Annotated in this window: 13 protein-coding genes; 4 read left to right on the top strand and 9 right to left on the bottom strand. The window is 37.7% G+C overall.

Going from position 1 to position 20,510, the window contains the following annotated elements; genetic code table 11:
- Positions 1–7: 7 nt before the first annotated feature.
- The 9 genes from FG27_RS15830 to FG27_RS15790 form a co-directional block, all read right to left on the bottom strand.
- Positions 8–868 (bottom strand): N-acetylglucosamine kinase, encoded by an 861-nt coding sequence (locus tag FG27_RS15830; RefSeq protein ID WP_037320823.1) that lies wholly within the window; start codon positions 866–868, stop codon positions 8–10.
- A 97-nt stretch (positions 869–965) separates the two neighbouring features.
- Positions 966–1,964 carry a type I glyceraldehyde-3-phosphate dehydrogenase gene (gene gap / locus FG27_RS15825; protein ID WP_037320822.1) on the bottom strand — a complete coding sequence of 333 codons (999 nt, stop codon included), beginning with the start codon at positions 1,962–1,964 and terminating at the stop codon, positions 966–968.
- Positions 1,965–1,983: 19 nt separating this feature from the next.
- Complete coding sequence (gene pfkA, locus FG27_RS15820) at positions 1,984–2,970, bottom strand: 6-phosphofructokinase (protein ID WP_037320820.1); 987 nt, start codon at positions 2,968–2,970, stop codon at positions 1,984–1,986.
- 124 nt (positions 2,971–3,094) lie between these two features.
- Positions 3,095–4,531: an alpha-amylase family glycosyl hydrolase gene (locus tag FG27_RS15815; RefSeq protein ID WP_037320817.1), complete on the bottom strand. Its 1,437-nt coding sequence runs from the start codon at positions 4,529–4,531 to the stop codon at positions 3,095–3,097.
- Positions 4,532–4,803: 272 nt separating this feature from the next.
- Positions 4,804–6,660 carry a glycoside hydrolase family 13 protein gene (locus tag FG27_RS15810; RefSeq protein ID WP_037320814.1) on the bottom strand — a complete coding sequence of 619 codons (1,857 nt, stop codon included), beginning with the start codon at positions 6,658–6,660 and terminating at the stop codon, positions 4,804–4,806.
- A 247-nt stretch (positions 6,661–6,907) separates the two neighbouring features.
- A complete protein-coding gene (locus tag FG27_RS15805; protein ID WP_037320812.1) occupies positions 6,908–9,214 on the bottom strand; it encodes a glycoside hydrolase family 65 protein in 2,307 nt (768 codons plus the stop codon).
- Between the two features lie 81 nt (positions 9,215–9,295).
- Complete coding sequence (gene pgmB / locus FG27_RS15800; protein ID WP_037320809.1) at positions 9,296–9,955, bottom strand: beta-phosphoglucomutase; 660 nt, start codon at positions 9,953–9,955, stop codon at positions 9,296–9,298.
- A 167-nt stretch (positions 9,956–10,122) separates the two neighbouring features.
- On the bottom strand, positions 10,123–11,469 hold the full coding sequence (locus FG27_RS15795) for an MFS transporter (RefSeq protein ID WP_037322372.1): 1,347 nt from the start codon (positions 11,467–11,469) through the stop codon (positions 10,123–10,125).
- A 225-nt stretch (positions 11,470–11,694) separates the two neighbouring features.
- Positions 11,695–12,717 (bottom strand): LacI family DNA-binding transcriptional regulator, encoded by a 1,023-nt coding sequence (locus FG27_RS15790; protein WP_037320807.1) that lies wholly within the window; start codon positions 12,715–12,717, stop codon positions 11,695–11,697.
- Positions 12,718–12,941: 224 nt separating this feature from the next.
- Between FG27_RS15790 and FG27_RS15785 the strand changes: the two genes are divergently transcribed.
- The 4 genes from FG27_RS15785 to FG27_RS15770 are packed head-to-tail and all read left to right on the top strand — an operon-like array spanning position 12,942 to position 20,140.
- On the top strand, positions 12,942–15,860 hold the full coding sequence (locus tag FG27_RS15785) for a SusC/RagA family TonB-linked outer membrane protein (protein ID WP_037320805.1): 2,919 nt from the start codon (positions 12,942–12,944) through the stop codon (positions 15,858–15,860).
- Between the two features lie 24 nt (positions 15,861–15,884).
- Complete coding sequence (locus FG27_RS15780) at positions 15,885–17,471, top strand: RagB/SusD family nutrient uptake outer membrane protein (RefSeq protein ID WP_037320803.1); 1,587 nt, start codon at positions 15,885–15,887, stop codon at positions 17,469–17,471.
- A gap of 18 nt (positions 17,472–17,489) precedes the next feature.
- Entirely contained in the window at positions 17,490–18,629 is a 1,140-nt protein-coding gene (locus tag FG27_RS15775) for a SusF/SusE family outer membrane protein (protein ID WP_037320801.1), read from the top strand.
- Positions 18,630–18,685: 56 nt separating this feature from the next.
- The gene (locus FG27_RS15770) at positions 18,686–20,140 is read left to right on the top strand and encodes an alpha-amylase (protein ID WP_037320800.1); all 1,455 of its coding nucleotides are present in this window, start codon (positions 18,686–18,688) and stop codon (positions 20,138–20,140) included.
- Positions 20,141–20,510 lie beyond the last annotated feature (370 nt).

Raw genomic sequence — 20,510 nt, 5'->3', positions numbered from 1 at the left:
ACTATAGCTATTTAGCAATAAGCACTTCTTTTCTGTAATATTCTATTAGTGCATCAATTGGTCTACGAACAATATTCCCAATTTCTATCCCATAAGGTTGGGCCACTGCACGAATAATATCTTCGCTAAAATAAGCAATGGTACCAATAAAATGAACCGGTGTATTTTGTGCCTGTTTGTAACACATTACTCGGGAGTGCATAAAATCTGTAATACCTTCGTGAACTAATTTATAGAAATAGCCATTTCTTTCGTTGGCAAAAATAAATTCAGCAAAAGAGGCGAGATAAGTATTTGGATTCTCTTTGCGATAAAGATTCTTCTTGATCTCATCAGATTCCATGTTATACTTTGCACCAAATTCTTCTGCTAGTTCCGGGGGCATTCTTTTATAGTAGTAATCTCTTATAAGTCTTTTTCCGAAGTAGTTTCCACTGGCTTCATCCATAAGAATATAACCCAGAGAATAAACGGCCTGGTGTATGTCTTTCCCGTCAAAGTAACAACTATTAGAACCGGTACCAAGAATACAAACAATTCCGGGTTCTGTAGTGGCAGCATATACCGCAGCCACCATATCTTCAAGAATTATAACTTCTTCTACATTAGTAAAGAAATTTGTAAAAATCCCTTCCAATAATTTCTTAGGAGTTTCGGTACCACAACCTGCACCATAGAAGTGCACGCGTTCTACTTTATCCTTTACTTCCCTTAAATCGGCATTTTCTTCAACTCTTTGTTCCAGTACTACTTCAGGAAATACTGCCGGATTTAATCCTTTGGTGCGGGTTCTAAGTAATTCTTCCCCTTTTTCACTAAGTAAAATCCAGTCACATTTTGTTGAGCCACCGTCCGCTATTAATATCATGTGTGTGAATATAATTTAAATTAAAAAGCCTGAAGAAAGCGCTAAAAAGATTAAAAATAACCTAAGCGTAACTTTCTTCAGGCTCTAAAATAAAATATTAAATTGAATTAACGTGTGCTGCCAATTCTAAAAGCTTAGCAGAATAACCATATTCGTTATCATACCAAGCAATTAATTTGAAAAAATTATCGTTAAGTGCGATTCCAGCATCGGCATCAAAGTTACACGTGTGTGCATCTGATACGAAATCCTGAGAAACTACTGCATCCTCTGTATAAGAAATCACTCCTTTATAGGAACCTTCAGAAGCTTTCTTAAAAGCAGCCTTAACCTGATCGTAACTTACAGACTTCTCAGTCTTAACCGTAAGGTCTACTACAGAAACATCAGCAGTTGGTACTCTAAAAGCCATCCCGGTAAGTTTCCCGTCTAATTTAGGAATTACTTTTCCTACAGCTACAGCTGCACCGGTTGAAGAAGGAATAATATTCATAAGAGCACTTCTACCTCCTCTAAAATCTTTTGCTGATGGGCCATCTACAGTTAGCTGAGTAGCTGTAGTTGCGTGAACCGTGGTCATTAAACCTTCAACAAGTCCGAACTCATCATCTATCACTTTTGCAAGTGGTGCAAGACAGTTGGTAGTACAAGAAGCATTAGAAACTATAGTATCTTCTGGTTTTACATCCTGGTGATTCACACCCATTACAAACATAGGTGCAGTTTTAGAAGGTGCAGAAATTACAACTTTCTTAGCTCCTGCTTTAAGGTGTGCGCTAGCGCTATCCTTTTCTTTGAAAATTCCGGTACAATCTACTACAACGTCTACTCCAACATCTCCCCACTTCAGGTCTTCCGGATTTTTCTCTGCTGTAATACGAATGTTTTTACCATTCACTACAAGATTTCCGTCTTTTACAGAAACATCTCCTTTAAATCTACCGTGAACAGAATCATACTTCAGCAAATAAGCCAAATGATCAACATCCAGTAAATCGTTTATTGCTACAACTTCTACGTCACTCTTTTCAGCCGCGATTCTAAACGCGATACGTCCAATTCGGCCAAAACCATTAATTCCAATTTTTGTACTCATAATTTAAATTTTAAAAATTTTACACGGAAGTGATGTTTGCCACCCTTCTCAATTCTTGATCAAATTCCCTGTCTTCTTTTAAAGCAGTTTCCAAAGGTACGTGCACCACTTTTTGGTGGTGTACACCTACCATGATATTGGTTTTACCATCGGTTAATGCTTCAACCGCACCAACACCAAGTTTACTGGCCAGAACACGATCAAAACAACTTGGAGAACCTCCTCTTTGAATATGACCCAGCACAGAGACTCTAATGTCATATTCTTTGTGGCTTTGCGAGATAAATTCAGCTAACTGAAAAATATTTTTTCCGCTCTTTTCACCTTCAGCCACCACGATAATACTGGAGGTTTTTCCGGATTTCTTACTTTTTTCCAAAGAATCCATCATACGCTGAATTCCCTGGTCTTCTTCCGGAAGTAATATTTCTTCGGCTCCTGCACCAATACCACTATTTAAAGCAATATCACCTGCATCCCGACCCATAACCTCAATTAAAAATAAGCGGTTATGAGAACTTGCGGTATCCCGAATCTTATCTATGGCTTCCACCACCGTATTTAAAGCGGTGTCGTAACCCAAGGTATAATCGGTACCGTTAATATCGTTATCTATAGTTGCGGGAATTCCTACAATAGGAAAATCAAATTCTCTATTAAAATAAAGTCCACCGGTAAAAGTTCCATCTCCACCAATAACTACCAAAGCGTCTACGCCAGCATCGGTAAGATTTTTATGAGCTTTCGCCCTTCCTTCTTCGGTTTTAAATTCTTCAGATCGGGAAGATTTTAGAAAAGTTCCACCTTTATTAATGATGTTTCTAACAGATCTTGCGGTAAGCGCTTCAAAATCTGCTTCTATAAGTCCCTGGTAGCCTCGGTAAACACCCACACACTCCAGGTTATAGTAAGAACAGGATCTAACAACCGCCCTAATAGCAGCGTTCATTCCAGGGGCATCACCTCCAGATGTTAAAACTGCAATTTTATTAATTTTTTTCGCCATTAGCCCAAAGCTATTCCAATTTTACAATATAACCTAATTTCCTAAAAAACTAAAACGTTTTCGGTTGATAACTAACAAAAACAGCCCTTTTGAGAGGGCTGTTTTTACTATTTTAGTAAATTTATTACTTATTTATTAAGATAAAGTATTGCCATGGATCCAAATCCATATTTTTATCTTCTGAAATTTCTATCGTCTCACCCGATAAATAATCTTCAAAATCTCCATCTATTTTTATACTGAAACTGGTTTTCTCATCGCTCATATTAGCTATGTAAATTAACTCAGCCCCCTCTTTTTCCCTTTTGAAAGCCAGAATTTTTTCTTCTTCTGAAGTTTCTATATTTTCATAAGAAGCTGCTTCTTTTGCGCCGTGAAGGGCTTTGTTTTCGTTCTTCAATTTCCCAAGTTTCTCCAGTAATGGCCATACTTTTCCTTTTTCTTTAGGGATAGTATCTTTTTCGAAGAATAAAAGCCTTTTATCCATATCATATTCCTGCCCACTGTAAATGAGCGGCATTCCCGGCAAGGTGTAGGTAAGCGCCATCATAGTTTCTGAAGCATCTCCCATTCTTTCCTTTACCGTTCCATTCCAGGAATTTTCATCGTGGTTGGTCACGAAATTCATCAAATAATCATCCTCCTGGTAAGTGGTATCTATTTTCTGCATATAAGCGTCCCAATCTTTTGGAGTTTTATTACCCTGCGCCATTTCGTTCATAATATGGTGACCTTCCCAGTTGTAGCCCATATCAAAAGCATTTTCAAAAAGATCTTTGTCTTCTGACTCGGCTAACATGAACACAGGTTTTATATCTTTTAATTGCGGCACAATGCTTTCCCAAAATTCGGTAGGAACTTCCCCGGCAACATCGGCTCTAAACCCGTCTACATCATATTTTTCTACCCAAAACTTCATTTCTTCACCCATTGCCTTGTGAAGCTCTTCATTTTCAAAATTTAGGTGAGCAACATCTGTCCAGCCCCAGGATTCCCCGGTTGCAGGGTTTATAGGATCTGTAACTTCTCCGTCCTCATTTTTATGGTAATATTCAGGTTTTTCCTCAATCCACTTGTGATCCCAACCGGTATGGTTAGCCACCCAATCCAAAATCACATAAATTCCGTTTTCGTGAGCGGTTTCTACCAGGTTTTCAAAATCCTCAAAGTTTCCGAATTCAGGGTTAACATCGGTATAATCTGAAATCGCGTAATAACTACCAAGGTACTTCTCTCTTTCTTCCGGATCTTCAATATCTTCTACTGAAAGATCGCCGGTTGCTTTTCTATTTTTCATAGATATCGGGTAAATAGGCATTAACCAAATCACTTTTACACCCAGTTCTTTTAACTGTGGAATATCTTCTGTAAAGGCATTAAAAGTTCCTTCCGGTGAATACTGGCGAATATTTGCTTCGTAAATCACCGCTGATTCCAGGGCATCGTTAGAAACCGGTTCTATAGTTTGCTTTTCTTGCTGTTCTGGCTGCTCTTGTTTTTCGTTCTCTTTACAGGAAAATAAGGCCGTAAAAGCCAGCAGCATTATTAGTGTTTTTTTCATTTTTATTTATTTTAGTTGAAATTTAGTTTTTCCATTAGTCTTTCTTTAAACGTCATCCTGAACTCGTTTCAGGATCTAACATGTTTGAATTTAAAATCATATTAGAACCCCGAAGTAAATTCGGGATAAAGTCTGAAACAAGCCCGCCTGAATGGACGGGCAGGTTCAGCTTGACGTGCCCTATATTTTTATTCCTGCAAGGTTTCTAAAACATTGTAGGTTTTCCTTTTTCTACATACCTACGAGGTTTTGAAAACCTCGCAGGATTTAGGTTACTCCATTTTAGTAGTAAAAAAGTAAACACCTTCTTCAGGTAGTTCTAAAGAATCTTCCCACATAAAGTTTTCTTCTGAAATTAGATTTTTAAAGCTTTTTCCTTCTAAGTTCAATTCACTGAAACGTTCCAAATCCAAATTAACCGCCTCTTTGTTTTTATTCAGAATAAGCACTATAATCTCATCCCCTGCTTTTCGGGTAATTAAGTAGGTACCGTCTTCCGGAGCAAAATGTTTGGTTTCTCCTGAATGGATTGCCTCGCTGTTTTTGCGATAATTCATCACTTTTTTAACGAATTCCTGCATCTCAGCCTTTTCTTCTGAAAGTCCTTCACCAGTAAAAGCATTCACTTCGCTATCGTCCCAACCGCCGGGGAATTCGGTTCTAATTAAACCATGATCACCAGGATTTTCGGTATCGTCCATTAAAATTTCGGTACCGTAATACATTTGGAAAATTCTTGGCAAAACGGCCATATAAGCCACCGTCATCTTAGTTTTGGCTACATCTTCTCCAAGTTGGGTGTAGATTCGGCTTTTATCGTGATTATCGGGGAAAATCATTATATTTTCAGGATCGGCATACGCGAAATCGTTGGCTAAGCCCTCGTAAATCTCTACAAGCCCGGTACCCCAGGTTTCATCAGCTTTTAAGCCGGTTACAATTTTTTCCTGCATCGCGAAATCCATCGTGGATTTTAGGTTAGAATCATATCCATTATCCACACCATCCTGCCAGTAACGAATAAGTAATGGATTTAAACTCCACTCCTCGCCTACAATATTAAAGTTTGGATATTCGGCCATAATTGCTCCCGCCCAATCACTCATAAATGCTTTATCGGGATATGGATAAGTATCCTGCCGAATTCCTCCTAAACCAAGAGTTTCAATCCACCAAATACTATTCTGAATAAGATATTTGGCCATAAACGGATTTTCCTGGTTTAGATCGGGCATGGTTTCTACAAACCAGCCTTCAGTCATTCCTTTTTTATCGGTTTCTGAAGCGTATAAATCCTGGTTGGTGGTTCTACGGTGATTGGAATATACCAGATCTTCTCCATTTTCAAATTTCTCCTGGAAGTTGATCCAGTTATCAAAAGGTAAATCCTCCATCCACCAATGCTCAACGCCGGCGTGATTAGCCACCTGATCCATAACCAGTTTTATTCCACGATCGGCAGCTTTATCGGCCAATTCCCTATATTCTTCTAGAGTTCCAAACCGCGGATCTACCTTATAAAAATCGGTCATTGCGTAACCATGATAAGAACCCGATTTCATATCGTTAATCACTAAAGGCGAAGGCCAAATAGCGGTAAAACCCAGATCATCTATATAATCTAAATGATTGATGATCCCGCGGATATCACCCCCGTGGCGGCCATAATCATCTTCGCGATTTTTGGTCTTTTCATTTAAGTAATCAAAGCTGTCATTAGATTTATCTCCATTCGCAAATCTGTCCGGTGTGATGAGATAAATCGCATCGGTATTATCAAAACCTACATATTCTGATGCAGGTTTTTCGCGCTCCTTTAATTCATATTTATAAATTTCTTCTGAACCCTCTTCCATTTCAAAAACAATGTCAAAGGTTCCCGCTTTGGCCTGCCCGATTTGCAAATCGATAAACAGGTAATTCGGACTATCGGCTTTTTCAACATTTTCAATGCTAACACCCGGATAATCGATATTCGGGGTGGCATTTCCAATATTTTCGCCGTAAACCATTAACTGGAGTTCGGTTTCTTCAAAACCCGTCCACCAGTTTGGCGGCTCTACGCGTTCTATTTGCGCAAACCCGGTTAAACCGGTGAAGAGAATTAAAGTGATTAGTATTTTTTTCATGACTATTATTTTAAATTATTGTATTCTCAATATCCCGTCATTGCGATCCCGATTTTTATCTTCACTCCTTTCGTAATGACGTTTTAAATTACTTTTTGAAAAGATTTTATCTATTTATTATAAACCTACAAGGTTTTGAAAACCGTGCAGGTGTTTTTATATCATAACAACTTAGATTCTGAAACAAGTTCAGAATGACGATTAAAATTCCACATGTTAGATCCTGAAATAAATTCAGGATGACGTACTAAACCACACACTCCTGATTGGGTTGCACTTCTACAACTTTCCCATTTACATTAATTTCAATGGCGTTGTCGCCTTCCAGGAAGAAAACCGTTTTATCTGCAGCAACCTTTACTTTTAAGATCTGGTCTCTAAAATTCACTTTAAAAGAATAGGTTTTCCAATCTTCAGGAATTGTGGGATTAAAAGAAAGTTGATCTTCTTTCACCCTCATTCCGCCAAAACCTTCTACAATACTCATCCAGGTTCCGGCCATACTGGTAATATGGCAACCCTGCTCTACTTCCTTGTTGTAGTCGTCTAAATCCAACCTTGAAGTTCTCAAGTAGAATTCGTAAGCTTGTTTTGTTCTTCCTAAAAGAGCCGCCTGAATACTATGCACACAAGGAGAAAGCGAAGATTCGTGAACGGTAATAGGTTCGTAATAGTCAAAATGTTTTTCAAGCTCGTTTTTGCTGAAGTGATCTTCAAAAAAGTAGAAACCTTGTAAAACATCAGCTTGTTTAATGTAGCAGGAACGTAAAATCCTGTCCCAGCTCCATTTTTGGTTAATTGGTCGCTGAGATTTATCTAATTCAGCGATTGGGACGATCTCTTTATCTAAAAATCCGTCCTGCTGAAGGAAAACCTCGTGCTTTTCGGAATATGGGAAATACATATTTTCAGCAACCTCTCTCCATTTTGACAATTCTCCTTCATTGAGTTTGGTTTTACCCATTACACGCTCATAATCTTCAGTATAAGAATCTTTAACCTTCTCAATTGTTTCCAGGCAATATTCTATACACCATTTCGCTAAATAGTTGGTGTACCAGTTATTGTGTACATTATTTTCGTACTCGTTTGGCCCGGTCACACCAAGCATCACATATTTCTTTTTGTGTTCGCTGAAATTCACTCGTTGCTGCCAGAATCTCGCAATCGCGATCATTACTTCCAGGCCTTTTTCCGGGATATAATCGAAATCGCCCGTGTAGCGTACGTAATTATAAATGGCATAAACCATTGCGCCATTTCTATGAATTTCCTCGAAAGTAATTTCCCATTCATTATGGCTTTCTTCGCCATTCATCGTTACCATTGGATATAGCGCCGCGCCATTTTTAAATCCAAGCTTTTCGGCATTCTCTATGGCTTTGTCTAAATGATTATAACGATAAGTCAATAAATTCCTGGCTACCTGCTGATCTTTGGTTGCCATATAAAAAGGAATACAATAAGCTTCGGTATCCCAATAAGTACTTCCGCCGTATTTCTCGCCGGTAAATCCTTTTGGACCAATATTTAGACGCTCATCTTTTCCTAAATAAGTTTGATTTAGCTGAAAAATATTAAAGCGAATTCCCTGTTGGGCTTTTACATCACCTTCAATAGTGATATCGGCCATTTCCCAAATTTTCTCCCAGGCTTCTTTTTGCTCCTGAAGCAATTTGGAAAACCCGGCTTTAGTTGCAAAATCCAGGACCTTACTTGCAGCGTCAATCAGATCTGAACGTTTATGGTTCATATCGGTCACGTAACCAGCGTATTTTCTAAGACTTACTTTTTGTCCTTTTTCAGCTTTAATTGAATAGGAAAAAGTAAGTTTATCTTCGGTTTTCGTTTCAGCGAAATCTATATTTTGCTTTTCCCCATTTAGCAAAACTTCAGATTGCATATAGGTGTTCACGTGAAATTCGGTTTTCAAGGTTTTAGATAGCACAAAACCTTTGTTGGCTTCAGATTTCACTTCTAAAGTCTTCCAAAAACGTTCTTCCCAGTTGGCATCTGTATTTGTGATTCCGCCATCTAGATAAGGCTCAAAACGAACCTCAGCATCACTATTCAAAACTTCAACTTCAAAATCTATCGCGCCAAGTTCATCTTCAACGATAGAAAGAAAGCGCGTAGCTTTTACTGAAATTTCGATATCGTTTGGAAGCGTAGCTACAAAACTTCTGCGGTGAAAACCCTCTTTCATATTAAGCTCACGCTTAAAATCTTCAACTTTTTTACAGGTAAAAAGGTCTAAGGCTTCATCGTTTACAAAAACGTTTATCCCAATCCAGTTGGGTGCGTTAAGCACTTTTGCGAAATATTCTGGATAGCCGTTTTTCCACCAGCCTACTTTGGTTTTATCGGGATAGTAAACCCCGCCAATATAGCTTCCCTGGAAACTTGGCCCGGAATAGTTTTCTTCAAAATTGGCTCGCTGGCCCATAACGCCGTTACCTATACTAAAAAGGCTTTCAGACGATTTTACGCGTTCTACATCAAATCCTTCTTCCAGAATGGACCACTCGTTAGGTTGTATATAATCTTGGTTCATTGCTTTATTTCTGTCTAATTTCTAATTGATAAACCCGGGACAAACCCAAAGGCTTAAGTTGTATTATTGAAAAAAAATATCTCAGTTACTGAGTAATTTCTTTATAAAATCTATATCTATTTCGGTGAAATCTTTGAATACATAATCGGCTTCACCCAATATTTCTTTTTCGCCAATTCCAATGCTCATCATATTTGCATTATTTGCGGCCTGCACTCCTGCAACCGAATCTTCAAAAACGATACTTTTTTCTGGTTTAATGTTAATTTTTTCTGCAGCGATGAGAAATACCTCAGGATCGGGTTTTGCTTTACTAACATCATTGCCATCAACAATGGCGTCAAATTTTTCCAGCAAATTGATCTTTTTTAAGATGTTACGTGCGTTTTTACTGGCAGAGCCCAAAGCAAAAGGGACATTATTTTCAATTAAATAATCGATCACCTTTTGAACGCCGGGCAGAATTTCGTCTTCATCCATTTTGGCAACATAAGAGAGATAATTTTCATTTTTTAGCGCCATTTGGCGTTTAAACTCTGTTTTAGAAAGTTCAAGTTCTCCCCAGTCTAATATTTTCTTTAATGAGTCTTCGCGACTCACCCCTTTAAGCTGCTCGTTTTGCTCTTCGGTAAAATCGAATCCCAAGTCGTTAGCCAGTTTTCGCCAGGCCAAAAAATGGAACTTCGCGGTATCTACAATTACCCCGTCTAAATCGAATATTACTCCTTTATTTGTCTCCATCATTTTAAATTATCTCTCTATCTGTTTAATATGTAGTATTATTATTTGCTAATAGAACTTGCATCCTATTTTATACTGTCACTTCAAGTGATCCCTACTATTATCGAGAAGTTCTCGATATATTTTGTTTTCACTGTGTTTCATTAAATCTACTCGAACTACCATTGTTATGCTTTAACGGGTTCGTCTACATCGTCTATTCTAAAAGTAAGTATAGCGGCGATTAGAAAAGCAATTCCGCTGGTAACTAAAGCGTAGATTGGGTTTCCGTCGTAAAGATATTTTACCATTAGCCCGCCAACAAGGGCATTTACAATTTGTGGAATCACAATAAAAAAGTTGAAAATCCCCATATAAACTCCCATTTTTTTCGCTGGAATAGAACCTGCTAAAATTGCATAAGGCATTGCCAAAATACTGGCCCAGCCTATCCCAATCCCGAACATAGAAAGTAGTAACCAATATTCGTTCGGCATTATATAAATGGAAAGCATCCCTAAAGCACCAATAAATAAGGAAACGATATGCGTGCTTTTTCTTCCAATTTTTAAGGCGATAGCCGGAAGGAAAAATGCGAAAACCGCTGAAACGGCATTGTAAACCCCGAAAAGTACACCAACCCAATCGCCGGCATCCTGGTAGGTTTCACTGCTGTTATCTGATAATGGCAAACCGTAGATATGATGTGCAATTGCGGGAGTAGAAAACACCCACATGCCGAAAAGCCCGAACCATGAAAAGAATTGCACCCAACTAAGCTGACGCATAGTATGTGGCATTTTAGCAAAATCTGAAAAGATATCCAGCAAACTGGATTTTTCATTTTCATCGACCGGTTCTTCAACGTGGTCGTCCATTTTTTCCAGTTCTTCAGGAGAATATTCTTTGGTAGTAATTACGGTTACCAGAATACTCCCGACCAAAATGGCTGCTCCAATTACAAATGATAATAGAAGATTTAACGGAACTTCGCCTACCACTGCTCTATTGCTAATATCAAACCAGTTGGTCAATACATAAGGCAACCAGGAACCAATTACGGCTCCAATTCCTATTAGAACAGTTTGTACACTAAAACCTAGGGTTCGTTGATCTGAAGGTAATTTATCTGCCACCAGGGCACGAAAAGGTTCCATCGCTACATTAAAAGATGCATCCATAATAAAAAGCATCCCGGCGCCTACCCAAAGGGAAGGCAAAATAGCGATAAACCAATCGGCGTTAGGCATTAAAATCAAACCTATTGCCGCTAAAATTGCTCCAGTTAGAAAGAATGGTCGCCTACGGCCAAGGCTGGTCCAGGTTCTATCGCTATAGTAGCCTATAATAGGCTGAACGATTAAACCGGTAACCGGCGCAACCAACCAGAACCACGAAAGTTCATGGATATCGGCGCCAAAAATTTGTAAAATTCTACTTGCGTTGGCATTTTGGAGTGCAAACCCCATCTGGATTCCAAGAAAACCGAAACTCATGTTCCAGATCTCCCAGAAACTTAATCTACGTTTTTGCATATCGTACAATTAACGTTTACGATAAGCGTAAGGCTTATCAAAACTTATTTTAGGTAGGAAGTAAAAATATAAGTTCTGATAAAATAATTAAGCTGGGGTAAATATAAATAAAATTTTAAAGCTTAGACTTCAAAATTACTCGATAATCGAAATTTAAATACTACAAGGATTGTTGCAACAATCAAAAAAATCACTTAATAGCCTGTAGGCTTCATTCAAGGTAGTTTACAATTTAGTGGAATTTCTTTCAATTAAACTAGTTTCCACAATCACTGTTTTATACGATTCTTCCTCCTCTGGCTTTCTTTCCAGTTTATCAATTAATAAGCGAGCTGCTTCAGCGCCCATTCGCTCCCCGTGCTGACTTACCGTAGTAAGACTCGGAATAAATCGTTTAGAAAGTTCCCCGTCTGTAAAGCCAATTACCGAAACATCTTCAGGCACTTTCAATCCTTTTTCCTGTATGGCTTTTATAGCATGAATAGCAAAATGTTCATTAACTGCAAATACCGCATCTACTTCATTTTTATTGATAAAATCTTTTATCTCTACCTCACTATTATCCATATCCTCTATTTTAAGGATAAGATTTTCATCAATTTCAACCTGGTTTTCTCTTAAAATTTCAAGATAACCACGGGTTCTTAGTTTCCCAACACTAACATAATCTACGGTAGAAACAAGCCCTATTTTTTTCGCTCCCTTATCTATTAAATATTGTACCGCTTTTTTGGCTCCAATTACATCGTCTATAATTACTTTATCACAATGAATTTCATCTATCACACGATCAAATAAAACCAACGGCATTCCCTGGTTAATTACTTCAGAGAGATGGTGATAGTCTTCCTTTTGCATCGTTTCTTTGGCCATAGACAGAATAAACCCATCAGTACTTCCATTGGCCAGTAGCTCCATATTTAATACTTCTTTATCAAAAGAATTATTGGAAAGACATACAATTACATTATAACCCTTTTCGTTGGCTACATGTTCTACTCCACTAATAACGGTAGTAAAAAAATAATGGACTATCTCAGGAATAATTATTCCTATGGTTTTCGTTTTTCGGTTTTTGAGGCTTAAAGCAATATTATTAGGCCTGTAATTATAAAGTTTAGCAAAAGCTTTAATTTTCTTCTTGGTGTCTTCTCCAATTTCAGAACTATCTCTTAATGCTTTGGAAACCGTAGAAATTGAAACATCTAATTCTCTAGCAATTTGCTTTAAAGTTAATTTTGGTCTCATATAAAACTATTATTAAAAAATAACCGAAGTATTATTTTAAGATGTCGTAAAAATACCACAAAAATTACGCTATACCCTTAAAATCCAAAAGTTTTCAACACTCAAACGTTTTCGCAAAATAGTGTTAAGGAATTCCCTATTTCTTTACATGCCATTTACATACATTTAACCTCAGGAAGTAAAAATATAAGCTTAATTTTTAGTAAAAATCAATAGAAAAATTTATGAAAACACTATTTAAAAGCACGTTGATGTTGCTCTTTATGCTGCCAATGAGCTTTTTTGCACAGGAAACCGTTAGCGGCGTTGTTAGCGAAAGCGCAACCGGTCTTCCGATTCCGGGCGCAAACGTTATTGTTAAAGGAACAACAAATGGTGCAGTTACAGATTTTGACGGTAATTATACCATTCAAAATGTAGGTGAAGATGATATTCTTGTTTTCTCTTTCCTGGGTTTTGCCAGCAAGGAGATTGCTTATGAAGGTCAGTCTACTTTAGATGTTCAATTAGATGAGGACCAGGCTACTTTAGAAGAAGTAGTACTTATTGGTTATGGAAGTACCTCAGAGCAGGATGCTACTGGATCTGTAGAAAAGATTTCTGCAGAAAGTTTTAACCAGGGTGCAGTGGTATCTCCAGAACAATTAATTGCAGGTAAATCGGCCGGGGTTAGAATAACGCCTGGAAGCGGTGAACCTGGAGGTGGTTCTGAAATTAGAATTCGTGGTGGATCTTCCCTTTCAGGAAATAATTCTCCATTAATTGTAGTAGATGGTATTCCATTAGATCAAAGAGGAGTTCAGGGAGTAAGAAACCAGTTGAATTCTATTAACCCGAATGAAATTGAAGATTTTGTGGTTTTGAAAGATGCCGCAGCAACTTCTATTTATGGTTCCAGGGCTTCTAACGGGGTTATTTTAATCACTACTAAGAAAGGTAAAAAGGATAGTCCGCTGGCCCTAACTTACGATCTTAAAGTTTCTGCCGGAAGAATCATTGATAAAGTAGATGTTCTTAATGCAGACCAGTTTAGAACTTTAATTGAAAACACCCCCGGTACAGATCCTTCTTTATTAGGAGATACCAGTACCGATTGGCAGGATCAAATTTACCAAACTTCTGTTGGTGCGATCCATAACTTTACGGCTACACAGGGTTTCGAGAATTTCTCTTACCGTGTTAATTATAACCACACATCGCAAACAGGGGTTTTAAAAACCGATGTTTATGAAAGGAATGCATTAAACATATCCCTTAACCAGGATTTGTTTGATAATCACTTAAAATTAACCCTTTCTTCTAAGAACATTGTAGACGAGAACCGTTTTGCAGATCAGGGAGCTATTGGTTCAGCCGTAGCTTTTGATCCTACTCAGCCTGTTTACCAGGAGGGAAGTTATTTTGACGGGTATTACGAATTCACTACTTCGCCACAACAACAGCAAATTCAAGCTACTCGTAATCCATTAGCGCTTTTAGAACAATTAGATGGACGTGGTGTTACTAAGAGAAATATTACCAACCTGAATGCTGAATATAAATTTCACTTTTTACCAGAATTAAAATTCAATGTAAATGCTGGTTTTGATTATTCTGAGAATGATGGGTATAATAGAAGACCTTTAACCTCTGCTGCAAATAATCAGAATATTCCTTATTTTGAAGAATATGGCGGACTCAATAGAAATACGCTACTGGATTTTTACTTCAATTATAGAAACGATATAGATTTTCTAGATACTGAAGTAGATCTTACAGCAGGACATTCTTACCAGGAATTCTTTATTACAAGTAAGAGAATTGAAACAATCTCTAACAGTATTCAGGATTTCCCAAGAGAGACTAATCGTAATGCATTAGAATCTTATTTTGCCAGGGCTAGTTTTGATATTGCTAACAAATATTTGGTATCAGGTAGTGTGAGACGAGATGGTTCTTCAAGATTTGGAGGAGATAATAAATGGAGTTTCTTTCCATCATTATCTGTAGGTTGGAAGTTACACAACGAAAATTTCCTTGCAGATTCTAATGTTCTAAACCAATTAAAGCTGCGTGCAGGTTATGGGGTAACAGGAAACCAGGAAATTGGTCCAAATTATGGTTACTTCGGAGTTTACAATCCAAGTGTAGGGGGAGTTCGTTACCAGTTTGGTAATCAATTCTATAATACTTTACGTCCAGAAGCTTTTGACTCTAATCTTAAATGGGAAGAATTAAAAACTTACAATGTTGGTATTGACTATGGATTTTTCAACAATAGAATTTCAGGTACTGTAGAAGCATATTACCGTGAAACCGAAGATCTTTTAGCCGAAGTACCGGTTCCAGCCGGCTCCAACCTTACAGACCTTTTGGTAACCAACGTTGGTAGCACCGTAAGTAAAGGACTTGAATTTGGAATTAATGGTGCGATTATTCAACAGGAAGATTTTAACTGGGATGTAAATTACAACCTTACTTTCCAGGATTTGGAAATCACTAATCTTACCTTAGGTGAAGATCCAAATTTTGAAATTCCACAAGGTGAAATAGGTGGAGGTGTTGGTAACAATATTCAGCTTTGGAAAGAAGGTTACGATCCTACTACTTTTAATGTATTCAGACAGGTTTACAACGAAAATGGGCAACCAATAGAAGGCGCTTATGTAGATGTAAACGGTGATAATGAAATTACCGAAGAAGATCGTGTACCTTATAAAAAAGCAACTCCAGATTACTTTATGGGATTAACCAATACTATGAGGTATAAAAATCTTGATTTTAGCTTTACTTTTAGAGGTAATTTCGGAAATTACATGTATAACAATACGCAATCTGGAAACGGATTTATTGGAGCGGGTACAGTTACCCCACAACCTTACTATTCTAATTTTAACAGCAATGTATTGGAGAGTAACTTCAACAATAACCAGTTCTTCTCAGATTATTATATACAAAGCGCAGATTTCGTGAAGTTAGACAACATCTCTGTAGGATATTTATTTCCAGGAGAAGATTTAGATATTAGAACTTCATTAACCGCTACTAATGTATGGACAATAACCAACTACGATGGTTTAGATCCTGAAATTGCAAACGGTATAGACAACAATTTTTATCCAAGATCTACCACAATTGTACTTGGTTTAAATCTTTCATTTTAAGAAATAATATTTAATAAAATAGTTATGTTAAAAACACTAAAACCATTCTTTATCCTTTTTATAAGCGCAGGTTTTTTCTGGGCTTGTGAAAACGATTTAGATTTGCAGCCTGAAGATAACAGGCTCACGGCTGAAACTACTTTTGAAGATCCAGAATCTTACAAGCAGTTTTTAGCTAAACTTTACGCCGGTCTTGCAGTTAGCGGCCAGGAAGGTCCTGCCGGCGATCCAGACCTTGTTGGCCTTGACGAAGGTTTCTCCCAGTATTTAAGATTATACTGGTCTATGCAGGAACTAACAACCGATGAGGCCGTAATTGGATGGAACGATGGTACTATCCAGGATTTGCATGCGCAAAACTGGACTGCCGGAAATGAGTTTATTAGAACTATGTATTCCAGAATTATGTACCAGGTTTCATTAACCAACGAGTATTTAAGACAAAGCACTCCAGAGCTTTTAGAATCCAGAGGACTCTCGGCTGATGAAAGAGAAAATGTAGCGCGCTACCGTGCTGAAGCAAGATTCCTAAGAGCTTTACATTATTATCATGCGTTAGATCTTTTTGGCAATGTTCCTTTTGTAACCGAAGAAGATCCAGTAGGTGCCTTTCTACCACAGCAAATTCAGAGACCAGAATTGTTTGATTTTGTAGAGAGCGAACTTTTGGCTATCGAAAATGAAATTGTTACTGCGAATTCTAATGAATATGGTCGTGCCGACCAGGCTGCTGTTTGGATGTTACTTTCTAAGCTTTACTTGAATGGTGAAGTTTATACCGGTGAAAATCATTATACAGAAGCTTTAGATTATTCTGAAAGAGTAATAAATGCTAATTTTTCATTAGTTGATGATTACCAAAAATTATTCCTTGCAGATAATGACACGAATGGAGCCCAGGCTGAGGTGATCTTCCCAATCACTTTTGATGGACTACAAACTCAGTCTTATGGTGGGATGGCATTTATTATTCACGCATCAATTGGTGGGGATATGAATCCTGAAGATTTTGGCGTAAGCAGTGGATGGGCCGGACTTAGAACCACTTCTGCACTTGTAGATAAATTCCCTGACGGAGCAGATTCTGAAGATAATAGAGCATTATTCTTTACGGAAGGACAAACAAAAGAAATCGAAGATATTTCCAGTTTTAATGATGGTTTTGCAATCACAAAATTTAAAAACGTAACTGTAAATGGAGAACAGGGATCTGATAATACCGGAGAATTTCCCGATACCGATTTTCCAATGTTTAGACTTGCAGATGCTTATTTAATGTATGCTGAAGCGCACCTAAGAGGTGGCGGTGGTAGCCAGTCTGCAGCCGTGGGCTATGTAAACGAACTAAGAGAACGAGTTGATGCCGATCAAATTGGTGGTTCAGACTTGAATTTAAACTTCATTCTAAATGAGCGTGCCCGGGAATTATATTGGGAAGCACATAGAAGAACCGATCTTATTCGCTTCAACCAGTTTACTGAAAACGGAATTTGGCCATGGAAAGGTAATGTTCCCCAGGGAGCTACCACCCAAAGTTATAGAGATCTAATGCCTATTCCAGCTTCAGATTTAGGAGTTAACACCAACTTACAACAAAATCCAGGATATTAATTTTATAAAAGAATTAAAATGAAAAAACTTTCAATTTTATTTTTAGCATTTATCGCGCTATTAAGTTTTAATGCGTGTACACAAGACGACGATATAGTATTCGTTGCACAACCAGACCCGGAAGGAATTCAGTTTAGCAACAGCTTCCAAAGTTCCTATATATTGCCATCAGGTAATATAGGTAACCTTGCTGAAAGATTTGTTTGGAATGACGTAAACTTTGATGCGCCTACCACAATTACTTATGAGCTTCAGGGATCGGCAGATGAATCTTTCGGAGATTTTATGGTAATAGGAAGTACAGGGAGTAACAATCTTGGGGTAACTATAGGTCAAATGAGAGAACTTGCTGCAGATGCAGGTTTAGACAATGATCCTGAAACCGAAGCGCCAAATACAGGAACCGTTTATTTTAAAGTTCGTGCTTTTGCCGGTGATGGTGAAGGAAACGCTTTAGAAGAATTCTCTGAACCTGTAGCTATTAATGTAGAACTTCCTGAAGCTGAAGAAGAAGGTGAAGCACCTAAAATGGAGCTTTATCTTGTAGGAGATGCTACCGAAGCCGGTTGGAATCCTGCTAACAACAATACACCTTTGTTTAGAGATGGTGAAAACGAAAACATCTATTATTTCCAGGGTCGATTTGCCGGAGGTGCAGAAATAGAAGGTTTCAAATTTTTACAAACTACTGAATGGCAACCACAATGGGGGTTATCTAATGGTGAACTTACTAATAGTGATATCTTAGGTGAAGATCCTAATGCTTTCCCAGTAGATGATGATGCCTACTATTCTTTAATGGTAAATGTTGATGAAATGACCTATACCTGGGAAGCTATAGATGAAAGTGCAGCTGATGTTCAAACAAATATTGGAATTATTGGAGATTCAACTCCTAATGGATGGGATGCTGACACCGATATGACCCAATCAGAATTTAATCCACACATTTGGTATATCCAGGGAATTGAATTAACTGATGGTGAAGCAAAGTTTAGAGCTGATGATGCCTGGGATCTTGACTGGGGTGGAACAACTCCAGTAAGCGGAGAAACTACAGTAGCCGGACCAAATATTCCAGTTATTGCAGGGACTTATGATGTTTGGTTTAATACACTGGATGGTCGTTATACTTTTATCCCTCAAGGTGAAGAGTAAAAGACTAAATTAATTTTAAGGGCTGCCGCGTGCAGCCCTTTTTAATTCTAATTCATATGAAAAAAACTAAAATTTTATTTCCTTTTCTCTTTAGTATCCTGCTAACCATATCAGGATGTTCTAAAGACGATGACCAGGTTGTTGATGCAACCGATGATATAACCGGCGGCGAAGAGCCGGAAGAAACTCCAAACGAACCAGAAGCACTAGACCTTTCTCAATATTCCAGCGGTCAAAAAGTAATGATGCAAACGTTTTATTGGGATGTAGAACCTCGCTTTGAATGGTGGAATAACCTTTCAGATAAAGTTGAAGGTTGGGCAGATGCAGGAGTAGATAGAATATGGCTTCCAGCAGGTACCAAAGGCCAGTCCGGTGGATTTTCTATGGGTTACGATCCATCAGATTATTTTGACTTTGGAGAGTATGACCAGCACGGGACCATACCTACCCGTTTTGGAACCCGCGAAGAACTGGAAAATCTTATTGCAAAATCCCATGATCTGGGCCTTGAAGTGATTGCAGATATCATTCTAAATCATAATTCTGGCGGAGGTTTAGAATACAACCCTTATCGTGATAAAAACACTTACACTCTATTCAACGAAGAAAACGGAAACGCTTCAGGGATGTTTAATAGAAATTACGAGCATTTTCACCCTAACGATATAAGTGAAAGCGATGAAGGCGACCTTTTCTTTTCTGAACAGGATGTAGATCACGATGTTCCCTATGTACAGGATTGGCTTTGGAAAAAAGAGAATTCTGTAGCAAAATATTATAAAAATGTAATGGGCTTCGACGGTTGGCGATTTGATTACGTAAAAGGTTTTGGAACCTGGGTAATTGAAGAATGGATGGACGAAGTCGGCGGATTCGCAGTAGGTGAAAATTTTGATGGTAATCCAGATGTTTTAGTAGACTGGGTAGATGCCACAGGAGTTTCAGCCTTTGATTTTGCTGCTTTCTATAAAATGGAAGAAGCTTTTGATCGTTTTGATGACTTAAATTATTTAGACGGTGGTATGCTTCGAAAGGTTTATCCTGATAAAGCGGTGACCTTTGTAGCTAATCATGATACCGAAAAAGACGAAAATGAAGACAATCGCATCGCTACAGAAAATAAAATGAAGGCTTACGCCTATATTTTAACACACGACGGATATCCCACAATTTTCTATTCAGATTACGAAAATGAAGCTTTTAACGAAGAAATTAAGCAGTTAATCGAAATTCATAACAGTCTGGCACTTGGTGATGTAGAAGTACTTCATGTAGATAATGACGAATATGTAATGAAAAGAGAAGGGAATGCTGAAAACCCCGGATTAATTCTATATATTAGCACCGGCAGTACTACTAAACGTAGAAACGTTCAAACTAATTGGAATAACGTTACCCTGTTAGATTATAGTGGTAACACAACATACACCCCTACCTCCGATGAAAACGGAATGGTAACAATTGAAGCTCCGGCGAATGGATATTCAATATATTCCATCACGAAATAGGTTTTATTTTGAATTTTCATAGGTGTTAATTCAAAGACTGGCTGGTTGTTAATTCAACCAGCCTCTTTTATTTCCGGCCAAATCAATTTTTTATTTTTTATCGCCGCTTCTATTTCTTTTATTTTCTCATAATTACCCAACCAATCATTTAATTCGCTTCACATCCAGTACATTACTCCTACACAAGCTTAATTTATCTTTTTTCAAAAAAATGTCAACTTTCGACTGTTGATAAATTCTTATTTAATTGATTATTAGCTTATTAACAATTTTTGTTTGATAACTTTTTTTAACAAGATTTTATATTCTTCTACATCTTTGTCTATATTTACATTCCGCTTGAAATAATTACTAATTCAAAATCTAAAAT

This window comes from Salegentibacter sp. Hel_I_6, from assembly GCF_000745315.1.
Lineage (GTDB): Bacteria > Bacteroidota > Bacteroidia > Flavobacteriales > Flavobacteriaceae > Salegentibacter.
This window is presented reverse-complemented; position numbering and strand designations above follow the sequence as displayed.

Excerpts from the sequence above, each read along its gene's own strand:
- FG27_RS15785 (WP_037320805.1), top strand. The coding sequence starts at position 12,942 with ATGAAAACACTATTTAAAAGCACGTTGATGTTGCTCTTTATGCTGCCA.
- FG27_RS15830 (WP_037320823.1), bottom strand. The coding sequence starts at position 868 with ATGATATTAATAGCGGACGGTGGCTCAACAAAATGTGACTGGATTTTA.
- FG27_RS15795 (WP_037322372.1), bottom strand. The coding sequence starts at position 11,469 with ATGCAAAAACGTAGATTAAGTTTCTGGGAGATCTGGAACATGAGTTTC.
- pfkA (WP_037320820.1), bottom strand. The coding sequence starts at position 2,970 with ATGGCGAAAAAAATTAATAAAATTGCAGTTTTAACATCTGGAGGTGAT.
- FG27_RS15770 (WP_037320800.1), top strand. The coding sequence starts at position 18,686 with ATGAAAAAAACTAAAATTTTATTTCCTTTTCTCTTTAGTATCCTGCTA.
- gap (WP_037320822.1), bottom strand. The coding sequence starts at position 1,964 with ATGAGTACAAAAATTGGAATTAATGGTTTTGGCCGAATTGGACGTATC.
- FG27_RS15780 (WP_037320803.1), top strand. The coding sequence starts at position 15,885 with ATGTTAAAAACACTAAAACCATTCTTTATCCTTTTTATAAGCGCAGGT.
- FG27_RS15775 (WP_037320801.1), top strand. The coding sequence starts at position 17,490 with ATGAAAAAACTTTCAATTTTATTTTTAGCATTTATCGCGCTATTAAGT.
- FG27_RS15815 (WP_037320817.1), bottom strand. The coding sequence starts at position 4,531 with ATGAAAAAAACACTAATAATGCTGCTGGCTTTTACGGCCTTATTTTCC.
- FG27_RS15790 (WP_037320807.1), bottom strand. The coding sequence starts at position 12,717 with ATGAGACCAAAATTAACTTTAAAGCAAATTGCTAGAGAATTAGATGTT.
- FG27_RS15810 (WP_037320814.1), bottom strand. The coding sequence starts at position 6,660 with ATGAAAAAAATACTAATCACTTTAATTCTCTTCACCGGTTTAACCGGG.
- pgmB (WP_037320809.1), bottom strand. The coding sequence starts at position 9,955 with ATGGAGACAAATAAAGGAGTAATATTCGATTTAGACGGGGTAATTGTA.
- FG27_RS15805 (WP_037320812.1), bottom strand. The coding sequence starts at position 9,214 with ATGAACCAAGATTATATACAACCTAACGAGTGGTCCATTCTGGAAGAA.